Annotated in this window: 19 protein-coding genes; 10 read left to right on the forward strand and 9 right to left on the reverse strand. The window is 63.1% G+C overall.

Translation table 11 applies throughout. From position 1 onward, the window contains the following. Window positions 1-4: 4 nt before the first annotated feature. Window positions 5-1,804 carry an alpha-glucosidase gene (locus HFX_RS05085; RefSeq protein WP_004572628.1) on the reverse strand — a complete coding sequence of 600 codons (1,800 nt, stop codon included), beginning with the start codon at window positions 1,802-1,804 and terminating at the stop codon, window positions 5-7. Window positions 1,805-1,922: 118 nt separating this feature from the next. Here HFX_RS05085 and HFX_RS19980 point away from each other — a divergent pair, with 118 nt between their 5' ends. Continuing rightward, window positions 1,923-2,096 (forward strand): DUF7550 family protein, encoded by a 174-nt coding sequence (locus HFX_RS19980; RefSeq protein ID WP_169330953.1) that lies wholly within the window; start codon window positions 1,923-1,925, stop codon window positions 2,094-2,096. A gap of 188 nt (window positions 2,097-2,284) precedes the next feature. Here HFX_RS19980 and purL read toward each other — a convergent pair whose 3' ends face one another. Together purL and HFX_RS05100 are read right to left on the reverse strand one after the other, a co-directional pair. Continuing rightward, entirely contained in the window at window positions 2,285-4,393 is a 2,109-nt protein-coding gene (purL, locus tag HFX_RS05095; protein WP_004572626.1) for a phosphoribosylformylglycinamidine synthase subunit PurL, read from the reverse strand. A 107-nt stretch (window positions 4,394-4,500) separates the two neighbouring features. Then, window positions 4,501-4,935 carry a CBS domain-containing protein gene (locus tag HFX_RS05100; protein WP_004572625.1) on the reverse strand — a complete coding sequence of 145 codons (435 nt, stop codon included), beginning with the start codon at window positions 4,933-4,935 and terminating at the stop codon, window positions 4,501-4,503. 233 nt (window positions 4,936-5,168) lie between these two features. On the opposite strand from HFX_RS05100, the gene HFX_RS05105 reads away from it, so the two are divergent. Beyond that, complete coding sequence (locus HFX_RS05105; RefSeq protein WP_004572624.1) at window positions 5,169-5,852, forward strand: PHP domain-containing protein; 684 nt, start codon at window positions 5,169-5,171, stop codon at window positions 5,850-5,852. Beyond that, window positions 5,852-6,943, forward strand: coding sequence for an asparagine synthase C-terminal domain-containing protein (locus tag HFX_RS05110; RefSeq protein WP_004572623.1), 1,092 nt, complete (start codon window positions 5,852-5,854; stop codon window positions 6,941-6,943). Before HFX_RS05105 ends, HFX_RS05110 begins: the two co-directional genes overlap by 1 nt. A 21-nt stretch (window positions 6,944-6,964) precedes the next feature. Here HFX_RS05110 and HFX_RS05115 read toward each other — a convergent pair whose 3' ends face one another. Both HFX_RS05115 and HFX_RS05120 read right to left on the reverse strand, forming a co-directional pair. After that, window positions 6,965-7,438, reverse strand: coding sequence for an NUDIX hydrolase (locus HFX_RS05115; RefSeq protein WP_004572622.1), 474 nt, complete (start codon window positions 7,436-7,438; stop codon window positions 6,965-6,967). Window positions 7,439-7,489: 51 nt separating this feature from the next. Further along, entirely contained in the window at window positions 7,490-8,446 is a 957-nt protein-coding gene (locus tag HFX_RS05120) for a transcription initiation factor IIB (RefSeq protein WP_179955329.1), read from the reverse strand. Window positions 8,447-8,732: 286 nt separating this feature from the next. On the opposite strand from HFX_RS05120, the gene gatC reads away from it, so the two are divergent. Next, entirely contained in the window at window positions 8,733-9,011 is a 279-nt protein-coding gene (gatC, locus tag HFX_RS05125) for an Asp-tRNA(Asn)/Glu-tRNA(Gln) amidotransferase subunit GatC (protein WP_004572620.1), read from the forward strand. After that, window positions 9,012-10,283, forward strand: a complete 1,272-nt coding sequence (gene gatA / locus HFX_RS05130) for an Asp-tRNA(Asn)/Glu-tRNA(Gln) amidotransferase subunit GatA (protein WP_004572619.1) — start codon at window positions 9,012-9,014, stop codon at window positions 10,281-10,283. It abuts the gene before it with no gap. 27 nt (window positions 10,284-10,310) lie between these two features. Here the strand turns inward: gatA and HFX_RS05135 are convergent, their stop codons facing one another. After that, window positions 10,311-11,186 (reverse strand): hypothetical protein, encoded by an 876-nt coding sequence (locus tag HFX_RS05135; protein WP_004572618.1) that lies wholly within the window; start codon window positions 11,184-11,186, stop codon window positions 10,311-10,313. A gap of 288 nt (window positions 11,187-11,474) precedes the next feature. On the opposite strand from HFX_RS05135, the gene HFX_RS05140 reads away from it, so the two are divergent. Together HFX_RS05140 and HFX_RS05145 are read left to right on the forward strand one after the other, a co-directional pair. Further along, on the forward strand, window positions 11,475-12,155 hold the full coding sequence (locus tag HFX_RS05140; RefSeq protein WP_004572617.1) for a potassium channel family protein: 681 nt from the start codon (window positions 11,475-11,477) through the stop codon (window positions 12,153-12,155). Further along, window positions 12,155-13,816 (forward strand): TrkH family potassium uptake protein, encoded by a 1,662-nt coding sequence (locus tag HFX_RS05145; protein WP_004572616.1) that lies wholly within the window; start codon window positions 12,155-12,157, stop codon window positions 13,814-13,816. Before HFX_RS05140 ends, HFX_RS05145 begins: the two co-directional genes overlap by 1 nt. A 31-nt stretch (window positions 13,817-13,847) precedes the next feature. Here HFX_RS05145 and HFX_RS05150 read toward each other — a convergent pair whose 3' ends face one another. The 3 genes from HFX_RS05150 to HFX_RS05160 all read right to left on the reverse strand — a co-directional run bounded on the left by HFX_RS05150 (window position 13,848) and on the right by HFX_RS05160 (window position 17,609). Continuing rightward, the gene (locus tag HFX_RS05150) at window positions 13,848-15,452 is read right to left on the reverse strand and encodes a TrkH family potassium uptake protein (protein WP_004572615.1); all 1,605 of its coding nucleotides are present in this window, start codon (window positions 15,450-15,452) and stop codon (window positions 13,848-13,850) included. A gap of 141 nt (window positions 15,453-15,593) precedes the next feature. After that, complete coding sequence (gene trkA, locus HFX_RS05155; protein WP_004572614.1) at window positions 15,594-16,931, reverse strand: Trk system potassium transporter TrkA; 1,338 nt, start codon at window positions 16,929-16,931, stop codon at window positions 15,594-15,596. Window positions 16,932-17,072: 141 nt separating this feature from the next. Then, window positions 17,073-17,609 carry an SRPBCC family protein gene (locus tag HFX_RS05160; protein ID WP_004572613.1) on the reverse strand — a complete coding sequence of 179 codons (537 nt, stop codon included), beginning with the start codon at window positions 17,607-17,609 and terminating at the stop codon, window positions 17,073-17,075. Between the two features lie 114 nt (window positions 17,610-17,723). Between HFX_RS05160 and HFX_RS05165 the strand changes: the two genes are divergently transcribed. From HFX_RS05165 to coaBC, 3 genes are all read left to right on the forward strand, one after another. Next, window positions 17,724-18,626, forward strand: coding sequence for a DUF7551 domain-containing protein (locus tag HFX_RS05165; protein WP_049917419.1), 903 nt, complete (start codon window positions 17,724-17,726; stop codon window positions 18,624-18,626). 224 nt (window positions 18,627-18,850) lie between these two features. Then, window positions 18,851-19,630, forward strand: a complete 780-nt coding sequence (locus HFX_RS05170; protein WP_004572611.1) for an FAD-dependent oxidoreductase — start codon at window positions 18,851-18,853, stop codon at window positions 19,628-19,630. An 81-nt stretch (window positions 19,631-19,711) separates the two neighbouring features. After that, window positions 19,712-20,869, forward strand: coding sequence for a bifunctional phosphopantothenoylcysteine decarboxylase/phosphopantothenate--cysteine ligase CoaBC (gene coaBC, locus HFX_RS05175; protein ID WP_004572610.1), 1,158 nt, complete (start codon window positions 19,712-19,714; stop codon window positions 20,867-20,869). Window positions 20,870-20,876 lie beyond the last annotated feature (7 nt).

A 20,876-nucleotide genomic window follows, 5' to 3' on the forward strand; every position in this document is an offset into this window, starting at 1 on the left:
GAATCTACGCGAGGTCGTAGACGCGGGCTTCCCACGGGCGAAGCGTCGTCTGCTCGACCGACTCAATGTCGGCGTCGTAGTTGGAGATGAGTAGACTCGCATCGGTCCCGACGAGGTCCGCAGGTGGCTCGAAGACCGTTTCGTCGCCGCCGAAATTGAGAACGACGAGCAAGGTATCTGAACGCCCTTCGTCCGTCTCCAGCGTCCGCGTGTAGACCCACAACCGTTCGTGGTCGGAGAGACGGAGGTCGTAATCACCGTAGACGAGCACGTCGCGCTCCTTGCGCAGCGAGATGAGGTCGCGGTAGTAGTGCCAGATAGAATTCGGGTCGTCTCTCGCGTCCGCGGCGTTGATTTCGTCTTTGTTCGGATTGACCGGCATCCACGGCGTCGTGTCGGGGTCGGTAAAGTCCGCGTTGGGCGAGTCGTCCCACTGCATCGGCGTTCGGGCGTTGTCGCGGGTTCGGTAGCGGACGAGGTCCATCACGTCTTCGTCGGCGAGTCGCCCCGACCGCTGGGCGGCGCGGACGTTCTTGATGGTGTCCACGTCGCGTACCTCGTCGAGGGAGTCGAAGGGATAGTTTGTCATTCCCAGCTCCTCGCCCTGATAGATGTATGGCGTTCCGCGGAGGGTGTGCAGAAGCGTCGCGAGCAGTTTAGCTGACTCCGTTCGATATTCGCCGTCGTCGCCGAAGCGAGAGACCATCCGCGGTTCGTCGTGATTGTTGAGAAACAGCGAGTTCCAGCCATCGTCGGCGAGTCCTTCCAGCCAGTGGGACATCGACTCTTTGAGTTCCCGCGGCGACCACTCGTGATAGGACCAGCGACCGGCGTCTGTCATGTCGAGGCGCATGTGGTCGAACGTGAACACCATGCTCATGCCGTCGCCGTCCTCGCCGACGAAGTCTTTCGCCTGTTTGACGGTGAGGTCGGCCATCTCGCCGACCGTCATCGAATCGGTTCCGGCGAGCACCCGGTCGTAGATTTCCGAGAGATACTCGTGAATACGCGGGCCGTTGACGAACTTGTCCGCACCGCGGACGATAGCCGTCGGGTCGTCGCTGTCGGGTAAGCCGTCCGGCTTGGAGATGAGATTGATAACGTCCATTCGGAACCCATCGATACCCCTGTCGAGCCACCACTCCATCATCTCGAACATCTCTTCGCGCAGGGCTTTTGTCTCCCAGTTCACGTCGGGCATTCGCTCGTCGAACAGGTGGAGATACCACTCACCGGTGCGTTCGTCGTAGGTCCAGGCGGGGCCGCCGAAGAAGGATTCCCAGTCGTTCGGCGGAACCTCGTTCACCCCGTCGGGCGTGTCGTAGTCGTCGGGGTCGAGGGTGGTTCGGTTGGGTGACGCGGCAACCTTGTCGGGGTCGCGTCCTTCACGCCACCAGTAGTAATCGCGGTACTCGCTGTCTTTCGCCGACTGCGACTTGACGAACCACTCGTGTTCGTCGGACGTGTGATTCACCACGAGGTCCATGATAAGCCGGATATCGCGCTCGTGGAGCGCGTCGCGGAGCGCCTCCCAATCGGCCATCGTCCCGAACTCGTCCAAAATAGCGCGGTAATCCGAGATGTCGTATCCGTTGTCGACGCCGGGGGATTCGTACACCGGATTCAACCAGACGCAGTCCACGCCGAGGTCGTCGAGGTACTCCACCTTCTCGATGATGCCCGGGATGTCGCCCACGCCGTTACCATCAGAATCGTTGAAGCTTCGCGGGTAAATCTGGTAAACGACGGCCTCTTTCCACCAGCGGCGCTCGTCAGGTGGGCGTCGAGAGTTCACATAGGCCATAGTTCCGCACGGGATTTAGGTCTGTGTGTCGCCACAGACGCGCCGACGATGGTCGAACGCTGCCGTCGCAGGACGACGGTTAGGTGCGTTTTTGTACCGCGAACCCGTCGCGTCGCGTATGAGCGACGACCACCACGCGGGCGACCACGACCACGATGACCACCAGTCCGGCGAGGACGGCCGAGTTACCTCTCCGATGCAGGATTTCAGCATGGGCCAGGTCACGACCGGCGTTCTCGTCCTCGCCGTCGGTCTCGCCGTCACGTTCGGGTTGCCCCTGATTCTCGCGTAGAACCGGCAGTTCGAACGACTTCAGCTTTCTCTCCGTTTTTCTGCCGCGTCGCCACGCCAGTGTCTCGAAGACGGATACGGAAAGAGTGGCAGAAGCGGGTAGATGCGGGGTAGAAGCGGAGACAAAGATGGTGGTCGAAACGAGGACAGAAACGGAGACAAAGATGGGGCAGAAAGAGGGTTTTCGAATTAGTCCAGTTCGCGGGTGAGTACGTCGCGGAGGTCGGCGATGTCGCCTGCGCCGTAGGCGAACTCGTCGCTATCGACAGCAACGGAAAGCGTCGCGTCGTCGGTCGTCGTCCCGAGTTCGACGACGGGCACGTCGCCGGCGAGGTCGCGAAGGGCGGCTTCGTCGGTCGTCTCCACGACGACGCGGCCGGGCGTCTCGTCGAAGAACGCAACGAGGTCGTCGGTCGAAACGTCGGCACCGACATCCTCGGTAACCATCTCGGCCAGTGCGACCGCGAGACCGCCGTGGCTCACGTCGTGGACGGCGAGCGTGGAGTCGGCGGCGGCGATGGTTCGAAGCGTCTCGACTGCCGTCGCGGCGGCTTCGGCATCGGGGAGCGTCGGGAAGGCGTCCGAGCCACCGGCGTGGGCAAGGAAGGCCGAGCCACCGAGGGCCTCGCCGCCGGTGCCGACGAGGAAGAGGTCACCTTCTCCCGAGAGCGAGAGACCGGGCGACTGGCCGTCCGCTTCGCCGACCATCGCGAGCGTCGGCGTCGGCGGAATCGGACCGGAGACGGAGTCGTTGTACAGGGAGACGTTGCCGCCGACGACGGGGACCGAGAGTGCGCTGCACATGTCGGCGAGGCCGTCGACGATTCCCTTGAAGCCGCCGTACACGTCGGGTTTCTCGGGGTTGCCGCCGTTCAGACAGTCGACGGTTGCGAGGGGCGTCGCGCCCTTCGCGGCGAGGTTGGTCGCGTTTTCGAGGGCGACCGCGCGGGCACCGTCGTAGGGGGCCGCGTTCGTCCAGTTAGGGTCGGCACCGGCGGTAAAGGCGAGTTTCGTTCCCGCTTCGGGGATATCGAGGAGTGCCGAATCGTCGCCGGGGCGACGAGCGGTCCGCAGGCCGACCTCGTGGTCGTACTGGCGGTAGACCCACTCCTTCGAGGCCGTGTTGGGGTCGGAGACGACCGCTTCGAAGGCTTCGGTGAGGTCTGCGTCGGGCAGGTCGCGCTCGGCGGATTCTGGTTCGGCAGCGTCGAGGTCGTTCATCGGTGCGCCCTCGGCGAGGAACTCCGGCGGCACGTCCACGACGGTTTCGCCGTCGAAGGTACAGACGTAGTTGCCCTCGGCGACTTCGCCGATGACCTCGCTTCCGAGGTCGAACCGGTCGGCGATTTCCTGCACGCGCTCGACGTTCTCCGGCGCGACTTCGTAGCACATGCGCTCTTGGGACTCCGAGAGCAGAATCTCGAAGGCGTTCATGTTGGGTTCGCGCTGGTGGACCGCCTTCAGGTCGATTTGCGCGCCGAAGCCGCCCTTGGCGACGAGTTCGGAGGATGCGCCGCCGAGACCGGCGGCCCCGAGGTCGCGGGCGGACTCGACGAGGTCCTCGTCGATGAGCGCCTCGTTGCACTCGATGAGGAGTTTTTCCGTGTACGGGTCGCCGACCTGTACGGCCGGGCGGTCCTCGGTTTCGGCATCTTCTGCGAGGTCTTCGCTAGCGAAAGATGCGCCACCGAGACCGTCGCGACCGGTCGAGTTGCCGATGAGGACGAGTTTGTTGCCAGCTTTCTGTGCTTCGGCCGTGACGAGGCGGTCGGCTGAGAGCAGGCCGACACAGGCGACGTTGACGAGCGGATTACCTTCGTACTTCTCGTGGAAGGAGGTCGCACCGGTCACCGTCGGGACGCCGATGGCGTTCCCGTAGTCGGCGATTCCCTCGACGACGCCGTCGAGGAGGTACCGCGAGTGCTCGCGGTCGAAGTCACCGAAGTAGAGGCAGTCGGCGAGGGCGATGGGGTACGCGCCCATCGAGAGGGTGTCGCGGACGATGCCGCCCACACCCGTGGCCGCGCCGTCGTACGGGTCGACGTAGGACGGGTGGTTGTGGCTCTCGATGCCGAGTGTGATGTACGTGTCGTCGTCCAGCGAAACGACGGCGGCGTCGTCGCCGGGGCCGATGACGACCTGGTCGCCTTCCGAGTCGAACGCCGACAAGAGCGGTCGGGACGACCGGTAGGCGCAGTGTTCACTCCAGAGGTTTTCGAAGAGTATCTCCTCGGCCGGCGTCGGGTCTCTACCGAGTTCGGCGACGACGAGGTCGCGGTCCGCGTCGGGAAGCGTCATTCATTGGTATGGTCAGAACGCACATTGTAAACCCTTTCTATGTGCACAAACGTGCGCAAAAATGAGTTGGCCGGTGCGAATCGCCCGTAGACTCGACTGCCGACGGGTTAGGCTGGCGTGTACGGCGGTGACCCGGCGCGGACGATTTCGCTCAGTTCGTGCATCTCGTCTTCGAGGAGGACGAGCAGGTCATCGAAGGTGATGATGCCGCTAAGCTTGCCATCGTCGACGATGGGTGCGCGCCGGACGCCGTGTTCGTGCATCTTCCGGAATAGCTCGTAGACGCCGGTATTCGCGTCCACGGTGAACGGTTTTTCCGTCATCACGTCTTTCGCTTTCATCTCGGAGACGCTTCCGCCAGCACCGACGCACTTGAGCGCGATGTCACGGTCCGTGACGATACCCTCAACTGAGTCGCCGTCGGCGACGATGACAGACCCGACCATCCGGTCTTCCATCATCTTCGCCAGTTCTTGTATGGGTGTGTCTATTGTTGCGGTTACCAGTTCGTCCTTCGGTCGTGCGATGTCTCGTACGGTCATGTTCTTTCTCCCTGGTGGCCCTCTCACGTGGGGGGTCTACCACCGTGCCAATAGTTCGCAACCCACGATATTATATCTATATTCTTACATTATTTCACGTTCGTACGGTATCTCGCCGGATACAGAACGTCTCGTAGGGGAGAGATTCATAAGCTAACAATTGTGCGTGACTCACCCACCCCAATCACACCGGGACCGGGGCGCTTTTTTAGCCGCCTTTGTTAGGAGACGATGTGTTATCGGTCGAGTTGCACTCACACTCGTCGCTGTCATACGACGGACGAGACCCAATCGAGTACCTCCTCGAACAGGCGGTCGCGGTCGGGTTAGACGCCCTCGCCGTGACCGACCACGACGAAATCGACGCCAGTCTCGAAGCCGCGGACCTCGCGTCGGACTACGGACTCGTCGGTATCCCGGGAATGGAGGTCACGTGCGCCGCAGGGCACGTTCTCGCACTGGGTGTCGAAGAGCTGATTCCCGCAGGTCTCTCGTACGATGAGACACTCGACCGCATCCGCGACGCCGGGGGCATCGCTGTTATCCCCCACCCGTTCCAGAAGTCGCGCCACGGCGTGGCTCCGCACATCTCCCGTGCCCAACTCGCCGCGGCGGACGCCATCGAAATCTATAACTCCCGACTCCTGACCGGCATCGCAAATCAGCGCGCAGAGCGCTTCGCAAAGCGTCGCGGCCTCTCAATGACCGCCGGAAGCGACGCGCACATCGCCGAGATGGTCGGACAGGCCGTTACGGAAGTCGGGACCGAGACGCGAACCGCCGATGCCATCCTCGACGCCATCACCGAAGGCCGAACCAGTGTCGTCGGCAGCAAGACTCCGTGGCGCATCTCGTTCCAGCAGGCGGCCGGTGGAGCGAAACGCCGCGTGAAACACGCGTTGGACGACTTGCTGTGATGCGCGGCGCGGACTCCTCTCTCGCTCGGCGCGCGCTCGACGGCCGCGACCCGCTCCCCGGAACCGCGGGGTTCGCGGGCCAAGTCGATAGTCGTCTCGTCCGCGACGTGCTCGGCCGCCAACCGCTCTTTTCCGAACGTGACGACCCCGAGACGTGGTCGTTCGACCACCGCGACCTCTCCGACCCGGTTGCCGTCCCGCCGGGCCACGCCCGTCACATGACTGGTGAGTCCGCCGGTCGCGACGAATCCGTCTGGGAACTTCCCGACCCACCGGTTGCCACCGACCGCGAGGATGCCCTCGCCCGCGTCCGCAACGCCGTTTCCGAGTCGGTTCGCTCGGTTGACGACGACGGACTCGCCGTCGCCTTCTCTGGCGGCGTCGACTCCGCGGTCGTCGCTGCTGGCGTTCCGGACGCCCCGTGTTACGTCGCCGGGTTCGAAGGCTCACACGACATCGCCGCCGCCCGCGACGCCGCCGATGCGATGGGGAGAGACCTCCGCGTCGTCGAACTCTCCCACGACGCGCTCGAACGCGCCGTCCCGGAAATCGTCGATGCACTCGGGCGGACGAATCCGATGGACGTGCAAATCGTCTTGCCGCTGTATCTGCTCGCCGAGCAGGTCGCAGCCGACGGCTACGACCGCCTCGCGGTCGGACAGGGCGCGGACGAGCTCTTCGGCGGTTACGCCAAGGTCGCCAAGGCCCCCGACGACCCCCGCGTCGAAGCCGAGACGGTTCGGGGGGCCGCCCGAGAACTGATTCACACGCTCCCCGACCAACTCGAACGCGACGTGCTCGTACTTCGCGCGGCGGGCGTCGAACCGGTTGCTCCGCTGCTCCACGACCGAGTTGTGGACGCCGCGCTCCCGCTTCCGGGTGAGTTACTCGTGGACGGCGACCGGCGGAAAGTCGCCCTCCGCGAAGCCGCAAAGGACAGTATTCCGGAGTCAGTCGCCGAGGCGAACAAAAAGGCGGTGCAGTACGGCACGTACGCCTCCAGAGAACTCGACCGACTCGCCCGGCAAGCGGGATTCAAACGCCGGATAGACAACCACGTCGAAAAATACGTGCGGTCGCTGTTAGAGTAGCGGCGATTTCAGAGCGGCCACTCAGTTGCTGCCGGAGACGACCTCGATAGCTTCCAGTGCGATCTGAATCGTATCCTCGTCGAGGTCGCTCTCACGGAGGTCCGCAGGGCCGTACCAGTCCCACGCTTCGAGGTCGGCTTCGCCCGGTGCGGGGTCGATATCGCGGGAGTCGACGCGGGCGTAGTAGATGTGGTCGATGTGCTGGTGGCCGACCTCGCCGTCGTCGTGGACGTTGATGTCGTAGAGCATCTGGTACCGCGGGTGGGGAAGCGCCTCGCCACCGGGTGCGGGAACCGGGTCGGTGTCATCGACGAGTGTCGGATTGAGACCCGTCTCCTCGCGGACTTCGCGCAAGCCCGCCTCGTGGGGGAGTTCGTCGCGGTCGACGTGACCGCCCGGCGGAATGCGGATGCCGAGACGTTCGTGTCGGTGGAGGGCGACTGCGCCGTCGTTGACGATGTACACCGTCGAGGTGAAGTGTCGGGTCGTCTCCATACCCGTGGCTACAGTTGGTGTGTTATCGGTGTTGCGAAAAGACCAGACCGGTCAGGGCATCTGGGCCTGCTCTTCGGCTTCGAGCAGTTCGTGGTAGCGGTTGCGAATAGTTACTTCGGAGATGTTAGCGACGCCGGATACCTCGTTTTGTGTTACCTTCTCGTTGGTGAGAAGCGAGGCCGCATAGACTGCGGCGGCGGCGAGGCCGACCGGGGACTTCCCTGAATGGACACCCTGTTCTTTGGCGTTTTTCAAGAGTTGGCGTGCGCGGCGCTCGGATTCGTCGGACAGTCCGAGTTCGCTGGCGAATCGTGGGACGTACTGTTCGGGGTCTGCGGGCTTGATTTCGAGCTTTAGCTCGCGGACGACGTACCGGTACGTGCGAGCGATTTCTTCCTTTTCGACGCGCGAAACACTCGTAATCTCGTCGAGCGACCGAGGCGTACTTGCCATGCGGGCGGAGGCGTACAACGCTGCTGTTGCGACGCCTTCGATAGAACGGCCGGGGAGTAAGTCATCGTTGAGAGCGCGGCGGTAGATAACGGACGCAGTCTCGCGGACGCTCTCCGGAAGGCCGAGTGCGGAGGCCATCCGGTCGATTTCGCCGAGCGCCTGCTTGAGATTCCGCTCCTTGGAGTCGCGGGTGCGGAAGCGCTCGTTCCAGGTGCGGAGTCGCTGCATCTTTTCGCGTTGTCGAGACGAGAGCGAGCGGCCGTAGGCGTCTTTGTTCTGCCAGCCGATGTTGGTCGAAAGCCCCTTGTCGTGCATCATGTTGGTGGTCGGGGCACCGACACGGGACTTCTGGTCTTTCTCCGAGGAGTTGAACGCACGCCACTCCGGGCCGCGGTCTATCTCGTTTTCTTGGACGACGAGACCACACTCGTCACAGACGGTCTCTCCGTGTTCCGAGTCGGAGACAAGCGTCTCCGAGCCACATTCGGGACACGAGAGCGCCTGCTCTCGGTCGGTCTCTGTCTGCTTGGAATCTTTCTTTTTTTCATTGCGCACGCGCGCGCTATCTGTCGTGAAACGTCGGACACTTTCTGTCATTGTGTGCGAGAGAAGCAACTGGGAACGGTCGTTCTCCACCTATTCGTATTGAGGGCGATTACTTATATCTGACGGCGAGAAAAGGACGGAATTGGCGTATTTTTGGACAATTAATCAGGAATAATTAGGTAGCCAGGGCCGGGCGAGACAAAGTCGAGACGAGACGAAGACGAAACGGAGACGAGACGAAGACGAAACGGCGCACACCGAAACCCTTACTCCCAGTCTCCGTTTCCTCCGATACATGAGCGATACGCCCGTCGACGCCGACGAGGTACGACACGTCGCCGAGTTGGCGCGGGTCGACCTCGACGAGGACGAGGTCGAGGAGTTCACGACGCAGTTCGCGGACATCCTCGAATACTTCGACGCCCTCGACGAGGTTCCCGAAGTCGACCGCGAGGACGAACTGGTGAACGTGATGCGCCCCGACGAGGTCCACGAGGGACTGACGCAGGAAGAGGCGCTCTCGAACGCCGCAGAGACCGAAGACGGCTTCTTCAAGGGTCCACGGGTGTCCTAAATGTCTCTGAACGCATTCATCACGAAAGAGACGGTCGAGAGCGACGAAGATGGCCCTCTCGACGGTAAGACCATCGCCGTCAAGGACAACATCTCGACGAAGGGTCTCCGAACGACCTGCGGCTCTGCGATGCTCGAAGACTACGTTCCCCCGTACGACGCGACGGTCGTCGAGCACCTGAAGGAAGCAGGCGCGACCATCGTCGGCAAGGCCAACATGGACGAGTTCGGGATGGGGACGACGACCGAAACCTCGGCGTTCGGCCCGACGAAAAACCCCGTCGACGAAGCGCGCGTCCCCGGTGGGTCGTCCGGTGGCTCCGCGGCCGCCGTCGCCGCCGGTGAAGCCGACCTCGCACTCGGGACCGACACGGGTGGCTCCATCCGCTGTCCCGCCGCGTTCTGTGGCGTCGTCGGCATCAAGCCGACCTACGGTCTCGTCTCGCGCTACGGTCTCGTCGCCTACGCGAACTCTCTCGAACAGATTGGCCCGATTGCACCGACTGTCGAGGACGCCGCCGCACTGCTCGACGTTATCGCCGGTCCCGACGACCGAGACGGCACGACTCACGACGACGGCGCGGACTCCGACTACGCTTCTGCCGCCGACGGCGACGTCGAAGGGCTGACTATCGGCGTCCCGACCGAACTGGTCGAAGGTGCCGACGAGGGCGTCGAGGAAGCCTTCTGGGCCGCACTCGACGAACTCGAAGCACAGGGAGCCGAGTACTACGAGGTCAGCATGCCCTCCGTCGAGAAGGCCGTCGCCGCCTACTACGTCATCGCCATGTCCGAAGCGTCTTCGAACCTCGCACGCTTCGACGGCGTCCGCTACGGCAAATCCGGCGGCTACGAGGGCAACTGGAACGAGGCGTTCGCCCGCGCCCGCGAGGAAGGCTTCGGCTCCGAGGTCAAACGGCGCGTCCTCCTCGGCACCTACGCCCTCTCCGCTGGCTACCACGACAAGTACTACGCGAAGGCGCAGGACGCCCGCGCGTGGGTTAAACAGGACTTCGACGCCGCTTTCGAGGACGTCGACGTGCTCGCATCACCGACGATGCCCGTGCCGCCGTTCAAACTCGGCGAGAGCCTCGACGACCCGCTACAGATGTATCTCGCCGACGCCAACACCGTTCCGGTGAACCTTGCAAACCTCCCCGCTATTTCCGTCCCAGCGGGCGAGACCGAGGGCCTGCCGGTCGGTCTCCAACTCATCGGTCCGAAGTTCGGCGAAGAGACTATCGTCCGCGCCGCCTCGGCGGTCGAAAACTGAGCGACCTCGGCTATTTTTCGCGGGGGTTTACGACGGTGGTTCGACCGATAGCTCGACCGACTTCGAACCATCGCGCCAGTCGAAGTAGTACTGCATCCCGCCCGCGTGCTCCGGGTCGTCGAGGGTGGGCGTGTACGTGTGGGTCCACGTCTCCGACTCTCCGGGCGCGAGGTCGATTGAAATTGCTTTGACCGGCGTGTGTGCGACGTACGGCCCCGACCGGTTGAGCGCACCCACGAACGTCCCCTCGACCGACCCGGTGTTTTCGATGGTTACGGAGAGAGTCAACTCCGTGCCGCTTTCGACGCTTTCCGGCACGTCGAGTCCGCCGACTCGGAAGTCGGTCGGCGGGCGTGTAAGGGCCGAGACAACGTCGTTTTCGAACTCGTATTCGCCGCCGGGCCACCGGAGGCTCACTGAGTCGGTCTCCAGCGGGTTCGAAAGCGAGTAGAGCAGGTAGCCAGTACCTGCGCCTTCGTATGGATTAGTGCGGTCGAACGGATTCCCGTGCGAAGCTATATCTCGGATATCCTTTGGAGCGGTAGTCCCGGCGTCGGTCGAGAGCGTGAAATCAGCGGACGCGGGGCTGGGCTGCCCGGACGGCGCGACGTTCAAAATGAGAAACTGCTCGTCGCGGTCGCCGAACACGGCGACGGAGTCCGGCGTGTTGGGCGCGACTATCCCGGGAACGACAGTGACGTTCGAGACGCTCACGTCGACTGGTTCGCTCGTCGTCGTGCTCGTCGGGGACGAGTCGGACGTGTCGGACGTGTTGGACGAGGTGGTTGGGTCTTTCCCGTTCGCCTGCTTCCGTTGGTCGAGACACCCGGCGAGGAGTGCGAGCGTCCCGCCACCGAGACGGAGCACGTCGCGGCGGGAGGTAGTTGCTTTGGAGGTCCACATAGTTCAGACAGTTATCACGTCTGTAATAAGCCTTCAGGTGGGCAGTGGGGAGCCGAATAGCTCAGCGGAAGGCCGGACAGAGAGTTCCACACTCACGAAGCAGGCTCATCAGGTTGTCCGAAACACTCTGCGCCAGAGTTGGACGGATAGTCACCTCTGTTATCGAATACGAAATATTGTGCGCCTCTATTCGTCATTCAGCAGAATTCTGTTCAGCAATTCAGGCTTCGAAAGACCGACCGAGATGCCGATAGTTTTTCCACGAACCGACGCGCACGGCGGAACGTCATGTATATCATCGTCGTCGGCGCCGGCAACATCGGGACGCCGCTCATCGAAATCGCCACGGAGGGCGGTAACGAGGTGGTCGTCGTCGAGCGCGACGAGGCAAAAGCCGAGGCCGCAGCGGCAACGTTCGACTGCCTCGTGCTCAACGACGACGCCACGGTCAAACAGACGCTCGAAGAGGCCGGCGCGGACCGCGCCGACGCCATCATCACGACGACCGACAAGGACGCGACCAACATCATGGTCTGTCTCTTGGCGAAGGAACTCGAAATTCCGGACATCGTCTCTGTCGTCCACAACCCCGAGCACATGAGCCTCTACCGGCAAATCGGCGTCAACACGATGGAAAACCCCCAGCGACTCATCGCGGAGTACCTCTACCGGGCGGTCAAACGCCCCTCTATCGTCGACTACATGCGCATCGGCGACCGCGCCGAGGTGTTCGAAATTCGCGTCGACGAAGAGGCACCAATCGTGGGGCGGACTATTCAGGAAACCGCACAGGATGGCCTCCTCGACGACGATACACTCATCGTCGCCATCGAGCGCGAGCCTAACGACGACCCCGTCACGCCGCGCGGCAACACGACCGTCGGCGCGGGCGACCTCTTGACCGTCTACTCCGCGAAAGGTGCGACACCTGAAGTGACAGACGTGTTCGGCCATTACGAGGACCACTGATGCCGCGCCGCGGACGGATGGTTGCGGGGTGGCCCGCCGACCTTGCGGTCATCGGTCGCGACGTCGGGTCGCTCCTCGCCATGGAATCACTGTTGATGGCCGTCTCAGTCCTCGTTGCGATTGGATTCGGCGAGTGGTACGCCGCACTCGCATTCTTCATCGCCGCGGGCGCGACTGCTGGTGTCGGCTTGGGTGCGCGGAAGGCGTTCGACGAAGCGCCCGCACCGCGCATGAAACACGGGATGATAATCGCCGCTGCGGGATGGTTTGCAACAGCCGCCTTCGGGTCGCTGCCGTTTTTCCTCACGGCGCATTTCGCTCCTGATTCGGTGTTCACGGCGCTCGTCCCCGCTGGTGTCGAGTACACCCAGTCGAGTCTCGTCTACTTCCGCAACCCGCTGCACGCCCTCTTCGAGAGCATGAGCGGCTGGACCGGAAGCGGCCTCACGATGGGGATTCACGAACCGTCGCTTCCGCGGACGATTCAGTGGTGGCGCTCTCTCATCCAATGGGTCGGCGGCGTGGGCGTCATCGTCCTCACCGTCTCGATTCTCTCGCGGCCAGGAAGCGGTAGTTACGCGCTCTACCGCGGTGAGGCCCGTGAGGAGAAGATTCATCCGAGCGTCGTCTCGACGGTTCGGACAGTCTGGAAGATTTTCGTCGGCTACACGGTGCTTTCGGTAGTCGTGCTCTTCGTCGCCATCCGCGCGAGCAATTACGGCTCGGCCCTTCCCCTCTGGGAGGCTGGCTGGCAGGCGCTCAATCACGCGATGACTGGTCTCTCGACCGGCGGGTTCGCCGTCACCGACAACTCAATCGGGACGTACAACTCGCCGCTCATCGAGACGGTACTGCTGCCCATCATGGCGCTCGGCGCAATCGCCTTCCCCATCCACTACACTATCCTCCGGAACCGCGAGGTCGACAAGTTGTGGACGGACCTCCAGACCCGGTGGTTGCTCGCCATATTTGCCGTCGGCGTGGCAGGACTCACAATCCAGAATCTCGTCTCTCTCCCGACGACTGCGGGGTCTGCATTCGTCGAAACAGCGGACTACTTCGGTCTCTCGGGCATTATCGGCGGCCCGGAGACCGATGCCATCCGCGACTCGGCGTTCCACTGGGTGAGTGCGCTCTCGTGTACTGGCTTTCAGGCCGCGCCGCTCGGCCAGTGGTCCGACGGCGGAAAACTGCTGCTCTCCGGCGCGATGACCCTCGGCGGCGCTGCCGGGTCGACCGTCGGCGGCATCAAAATCATCCGCGGGTACACGATTTCCCGTGGCATCCAGTGGCAGTTCTCCCGCGTCTTCCTGCCCGAAAGCACCGTCGTGAACATCGAAATGAACGGTCGCCGTCTCTCCCGGAGCGAGATGGACCGCGAGTTCTCCGAGGCAGCCATCGTCTCGATGCTCTGGGTGCTCTTGCTCGTCGCGTCGAGCGTCCTCCTCGTGAACCTCGCCGGACCGGAGTTCACCTATGCGGACGCACTGTTCGAAGTCGCGAGCGCGCAGGGGAACGTCGGCATCTCGACGGGCATCACCGGACCGTCGATGAACCCCTACGCGGAGGCGATGTTTCTCTTCAACATGTGGATTGGACGGCTCGAAATTATCCCCGTGTTAGTGTTCTTCCGGTCGGTTCTCTACGGGCTGAATCCGTAGCGTTCCGACACTCCTTCGCCCAATTTTCCGTTCACCGCCGCCAGTACTCCGGCGTGAAGATGACGAGCACCGGTAGAATCTCCAGACGGCCGACCCACATCAGGAGGACCATGTACAGTTTCGAACTGTTGGAGAAGTCGAGATAACTCCCCATCGGGCCGACGACGCCGAAGCCCGGGCCAACGTTCCCGAGGGTCGCAGCGACGGCGCTCATCGTTTCGAGGATACTCACGTCGAAGCCGGCGCGCGCGGCATCGAGGTGGAGCAGGCCCGTCGAGACGAAGAACAACACGAGATACAGGAGCGTGAAGGCGTAGATGCCGCGGATGGCGCGTTCATCGACCGTGCGGCCGGCGAGTCTGACGGGGCGAACTGCCTCGGGGTGGGCCGTCGTAAATAGCTCGCGGCGGAGCGATTTCAGGATGACGTACCAGCGAACGATTTTAATCGCACCGCCGGTCGAACCGCCGGAGCCACCGATGAACATCGCGAACAGGAGGCCGTACTGCGTCGGCGCGCTCCACGCGTTGAAGTCCATGCTCGCATAGCCCGTCGTCGTGACGATGGAGACGACCTGAAACACCGACTGGCGAATCGCCGGTTCGACGTTACCGATGATGGCTGTCCGAATGCCTTCGAGGTACACTTGGTCGTAGGTCTCGCCCGCTGGCGCGACGGACATCAGGCCGTCGCCGAAAAAGAGGACGCCCGCAAGGATGGCCGAGATGACGCCCATAATTCCGAGGTAGGATTTGAACTCGGTGTCGCGGACGAGTCGCTTCGGCTCGCCCGTGAGGACGTGCCAGAAGAGCGCGAAGTTGGTCCCCGCAGCGACCATGAAGGGGATAATCACCCACTGCGCCGCGGCGGAAAACGCCTCGATACTCTTTGCTTCCGGCGAGAACCCGCCGGTCGGCATCGTCGTCAACCCGTGGGCGATGGCGTTGTAGACGCCCATCCCTGGGGCGTGGCCGGTGACGTTGAGTCCGTGGAGAAGGACGATTTCGAGGACCGTGAGGCCGAGGTACGCGCCCCAGAGCGCGCGCGCCGTCTCGGCGATTCGGGGGGTGAGCTTTTCGATGCCGGGACCGGGCGCTTCCGCGTCCATCAGTTGTGCGCCACCGACCGACAGTTCAGGAAGAATCGCTACCGCGAGGACGACGATACCCATCCCCCCGAGCCACTGGGTGAGTTGTCGCCACATCATGATGCCGCGGGTGTGCGAGTCGAAAGAAATGTCGCCGAGGACCGTCGCTCCGGTCGTGGTAAACCCGCTCATCGTCTCGAAGAGGGCGTTCGCCGGATTTCCGAGGGTTGATTCGGGGTGAATCGGCTGCGCAATGAAGGGGATACCGTGCGCCTCGATAAGGTACGGAATCGCACCGACGAAAGCCACAGCCAGCCACGTCATCGCGACCATCAGGAATCCCTCGCGGGCCCCGATGTCGGGTTCTTCTGCGAGGCGTTCGAGCCCCGTCCCGATGAGAACCGTGACGGCCATCGTGACGACGAACGGGAGCACCGACTCACCGTAGTACAGCGCGACGACGAGCGGGAACAAAAGCGGGACTGTGAGATATTTCAGTACTGTCCCGACGAGACGAAGGCTGGCTCTATAGTCGACCCGCAATTTCATCCGTGGACTAACGTACCGCGCGCCGGGTTCTTCCGTGTTCGGGTTCGCTCGCGTGTGCGAGAATCAGTGGCGCGGTGGCTGTTCGCTCGTGGCGCGTGCGGTTAGGACCCTCAGAACAGCAGTTCCGAACGCTGTAGCTGACTACAGTTTGGGAGACACGTCGTCGATGGCGCAGCTATCGACGAAGACGACCACGTGGTCCCCCGGTTTGATGACGGTGTCACCTCGCGGCGTGATGAACTCGCGCCGTCGCGTGATGGCACCGATGACGACGCCTTCGGGGAGAGATGCAATCGACTCCTGAATGGGTTTGCCGGCGAGGACGCTGTCGGCGTCGACTTCGATTTCGAGGACTTCGGCCTTGTCCGACTCGATGAGCGCGACGTTCTCCGCGCCGCCATCACGAGTGAATCGCGTGATTTCTTCGGCGACGACCTCGCGCGGACTCACGCCAACGTCGACGCCGACGGCCTCGAAGAGGTCGACGTACGGCGTCGTGTCGATGACGGCGACGGTTCGTTCGACGCCGAGGCGCGCCGCGAGCAACGAGACGAGCAGGTTCTTCTCGTCGGAGTCGAGTGCAGAGACGAGCAGGTCGGCGTCGCCGATGTACTCGCGTTCGAGGAAGTCGATATCGGTCGCGTCGCTCTCCATGACGATTGTTCCGGGCAACTCCTCTGCGAGTTCACGGGCGCGGTCGGCGTCTTGCTCGATGAGTCGCGGTTTGAAGCCGCGTTCTTCGAGCAGTCGGGCGACGTGGTAGCCGATTTCGCTCCCGCCGACGATGACCACCTCTTCAGCGGTTCCCGGCGGTTCGTCGGGCGAGACCGAACTCGCAAATCCCTGAACGCTCTGGGGACTGCCGATAACGACAATCCGGTCTCCCGGTCCGATAACCGTATCACCGCGAGGAATCGTCACCTCGCCGTCGCGGAGGATGGCCGCGAACGTGAGCGAGTCGAATCGGTCCGCTTCGCTTACGGTCTGGTTCGCAACGGGACTTTCCGCGTCGACTTCGAACTCGGCCATCTGGACCTTCCCGCCCGCGAAGGAGTCAACGTCCCGCGCGGCAGGAAGCCCGACGACGCGGACGATAGACTCCGCGGCGAGCAGGTTCGTACAGACCATGAAGTCGATGCCGAAGGCTTTCTCGGAGCGCTGCCACGTTCGAAGGTACTCCGTGTTCTTCACGCGGGCGATGGTGAACGCCTCAGAGATGGCCTTGGCCGTCGCGCACGTGACGATATTCGTCTCGTCGTTGTCGGTCGAAGCGATGACCATGTCCGCACGCTCGACGCCTGCCTCTTCGAGCGTCTCGACGGAGGTGCCGTCGCCGTGGAGTGCCAACACGTCGAGCGAGTAGTTCAGTTCGTCCACTCGCTCTGGGTCGCAGTCGATAATGACGACTTCGTGGGTGTCGTCCAGGTCGGCCGCGATGGACGACCCGACCTGCCCGGCGCCGATGATAATCACGCGCACGAGGAACCAGCCCCTATCATACCTCTTCGTTGGACCGCCTGCGCGTATGTGCATTTCCCTTCGGCGCTCGTGTACGCTTCGGTCGGGAATGCGGTTCTGAGTACTGAAAGCGTCACGACGCGGCCCTGTGTGCGGTCAGAGTCACGACGTGGGCTTCGTGTGTATCGTGAGGTCGACCTTCCGGGGCCGCCCTTCGATGTCGGCGACGATGCGCTCGACGATACGCTCTGCTTCCTTCTGGAGGACGGGTTTTACCTTGTCGACGACCCAGCCGAGAGAGACGAAGCGTGGAAGGTCGATATCACCGGCCGAAACGGTTTGTGTGTCGTATTCGACTTCGAAAAAGACGTTGCAGGCAGTGTCGGCATCCGAGGGCGCGTCGTCCGGTAGGTCATCGAGTGCTTCGACGCGCCAGCGACCCACTGCGTGGATGTCCTTGGTGATTGTCCAGTCGATGCGCGTCGGTGGCGTCACGTCTGTTACCTTCGATTCCGCGGTGTAGGTGAGCTTCCACCAAGCGAAGTTGAGGGCGTATTTCGTTCCCGGCGACCCGTCGCCGAACTGCTGTACATCCTGGAGATGTTTCGAGTAGTTGGCGTACCGCGGGAAGTCCACGAGGAACTCGTAGACCTCCTCGGGTGGTAGGTAGACGACGGTGCTGACGGCTATCTCGTCCACGAACCAGCATTCACCCGGTGGAAACTAAGCCTTGTGGGCTGGCGTCCCGCGACACTTGGAGAGCGCCATCGCAATCGCAACCTATAATCGCCCCGTGTCGAGACCTACTGCTGAATGGTTGGGGGGACGCTGCGGGACATTAGAGCTGAGATTCGGTCTCTCTCGTGTCCCAGTGGCGATTACGTAGTGGTGTGTGGCCGGACAGGGGTCGAACCCGGGGCGGTGCTTGGACAACAGTTTCCTGACCGGCACGCCGCCGGTGAGGCCGCGGAACTCGTGAGCGAGTACCGGTCTGTACTCCGGCGATACGACCCGGGCGTACCGTACTACGACCCGCTGGTCCACGAGTTATCGGAGCGACCGATGCAACCGCTCGCAACCGAGCCCGAAGATAACCACACGCGGTATCGCGCCTTCTGTCACGACGTTTCCGGGTCGCTGTTCGAAGCACTGGCGGAGACGGGCCACCGAGTAGTCGAAACGGCAGTCATGGAGACGTATCTCACGCTGGCCGAAGTCGTCGAGGACCACGACGACTTCTGTCTCACTCTGCTGTGGAGCATGATGAGCGAACTCGATGTTCGTCTGTCGCCGTCGGAACAGAACACTATCGTGGAGACGGCTGCGGAACTGTTCTCTCCGACAACGACACCGAATCCCGTAGGCTCGACGCTCCGAACGCTCGAAGCGGTCGCGTTCATCGACGGGTACTCGCTGCGCCCGATTTGTGACCCCGAGTCCGGGTGTTCCGATGGACACACACCCAAAAATGCCATTCGGACGTGGGAACTCACGTTCGGAGACTACGCGCTCGCGGAGCGAACCGGTCGCATTCCGACGCTCCCCATCGCGGTCGACCTCCTTCGACGCACGCCCGAGCGGGCCGTTCGGTTCATCGACGGCGAGGCGCTGTCGGATGGCCGGTGGCGTGTTCGACTCCAGACTATCCCCGACGGCGAATCGAGGGGACTCGTCAGCGTCGAAGCAGTCGAAAACCGGTGGCTCAACGATTCATAAGGACTGTTGTAGTCTCTTACCGGTGTCACCGGAACCGGGACGGCGGTTCCCGGTAAATAGTTACAACAGTCCTTATCAGGCGCGTCGACTCACCTGTGACGAGAACGCGGGAGCACCCGGTTCCGGCACCGCGTCATCGGTGATTTGGTTCGCTCGAAATCCGGCGGTTTTGACCATCAGCAGCTATCCGTACGCCTTTACTGACTGCTTGGCTACCGTCCAGTATGAGCGAGCCAAATTCGTGGGACGCCCTCGTCGTCGGTGGCGGCGTCGCGGGTCTCACCGCAGCGACCTTCCTCGCACGCGCCGGACTCGACACCCTCGTCGTGAACGAAGGCGAGTCCATCGTCCGCCGAAACGCACACCTCGAAAACGTCCCCGGGTTTCCGGCGGGCGTCAACAGTCGACTGTTTACCGACCTCTTGACCGAACAGGCGGAGCGAAGCGGTGCGGACAGACGGACTGGCCGAGTTATCGCCCTCGATGTACTCGGTGACGAGGACGACCCCCTGTTCTGGGCGACTGTCGAGACCGAAGACGGCGAAGAGACGATTCCCACCGCTCGGGTCGTCGCAGCCTCTTGGGCCGACGCGTCGTATCTCGAAGGTACCGGCGTCGAACGCAGAGACGCCGGGTCGAAAACGTACGTCGAGGTCGACGACCTCGGTCGAACCGCCGTCCCCGGACTGTACGCCGCGGGACGACTCACCGAAATCTACCACCAGGCGGTCGTCGCCGCCGGTGACGCCGCGGAGACGGCTATCACGCTCGTACACGACTCCGGAACGCCGTTTTACAACGACTGGGTCGCGCCGACCGGTTACTTCACAGACCGGGGACGCGAGGTCCCACCGGCGTGTGAGGAAATCGACGCTGACGAGCGCGAACGCCGCGAGGCAGAATCCCGGGCGGTCATGCAGGAGTTCTTCGCCGAGCCACACGAGGAACCACAGCGCACGCATCCGAGTCTCGTCGACGACGACCTCGGGCGACTGGACGAGTAGTTCGGCGGACCTGCCGACCCCGCCGAATCGCCTCCGAAGACGCGAATCCTTTTAACCGATAGCGGGCGCAGAGACGAGTGAATGCTCGAAGGTGTGAACGTCGCGCTCGGGGTGACGGGAAGTATCGCGGCCGTGAAAGTCGTCGAGTTGGCGCACGAACTTCGCCGACAGGGAGCCTCCGTACGCGCGGTGATGACCGGCGCGTCGACGGGAATCATCCACCCGTGGGCCGTCGAATTCGCCACCGAACACGACGTGGTCACGGAGATAACCGGCCGCGTCGAACACGTCGAACTCTGCGGCCGCGACGGCTGGGCAGACGTGTTTCTCGTCGCACCCGCGACGGCCAACACGGTCGGAAAGATAGCCGCCGCTATCGACGACTCCCCCGTCACGACCTGTGCGACGACCGCTCTCGGTGCCGGAGTGCCGGTCGTCGTCACACCTGCAATGCACGAACCCATGTACGACCATCCGGGTGTCATGGATGCCATCGAGCGCGTAAAGTCGTGGGGCGTCGAATTCGTCGACCCGCGAATCGAAGAGGGGAAGGCAAAAATCGCGACCGAGGAGGCCATCATCACCGGCGTGGCGACGGCCACGACGGCGCAGACGCTCGCCGGGAAATCTATCGTCGTCACCTCCGGAGCGACGACCGAGTCGGTCGACCCGATTCGAACCCTCTCGAACCGCGCATCGGGTCGGACGGGACGCGCCGTCGCCCGCGCGCTCGCTATCCGCGGTGCGGACGTAACGCTCGTCCACGACGACGGAGACGTTCACTACGCGGACGTACTGCCCGTCGAATCGGCGGCAGAGATGCTCGAAGCCGTCGAGGCGGCGGTCGACGCCGGTGCCGACGCACTCGTCTCCGCGGCGGCAATCTCGGATTTCACCGTCGACGCCGCCGACCAGAAGATTCGCTCCGGCGAGGCCCGGACGCTCGACCTCGAACCGACTCCGAAGCTTATCGATACGGTCCGCGAGTCGAACCCGGACCTCCCTATCGTCGGGTTCAAAGCGGAGACGACGGGCGACGACGAAGCGATGGTCGATGAGGCGAGACGTATCATGGACCGCGTCGGTCTCGCGTTCGTCGTCGCCAACGACGCCTCGGTCATGGGTGCCGACGAGACGCGCGCACTGGTCGTCCGCGACGACGAAGCGAGCGAGTTCGTCGGGTCGAAAGACGGACTCGGCGCTCGCGTGGCCGACGAACTCGAAACAGAACTGCAGTGAATGAGGA

Origin of the sequence: Haloferax mediterranei ATCC 33500 (assembly GCF_000306765.2) — an archaeon.
GTDB classification, from domain to species: Archaea; Halobacteriota; Halobacteria; order Halobacteriales; family Haloferacaceae; genus Haloferax; species Haloferax mediterranei.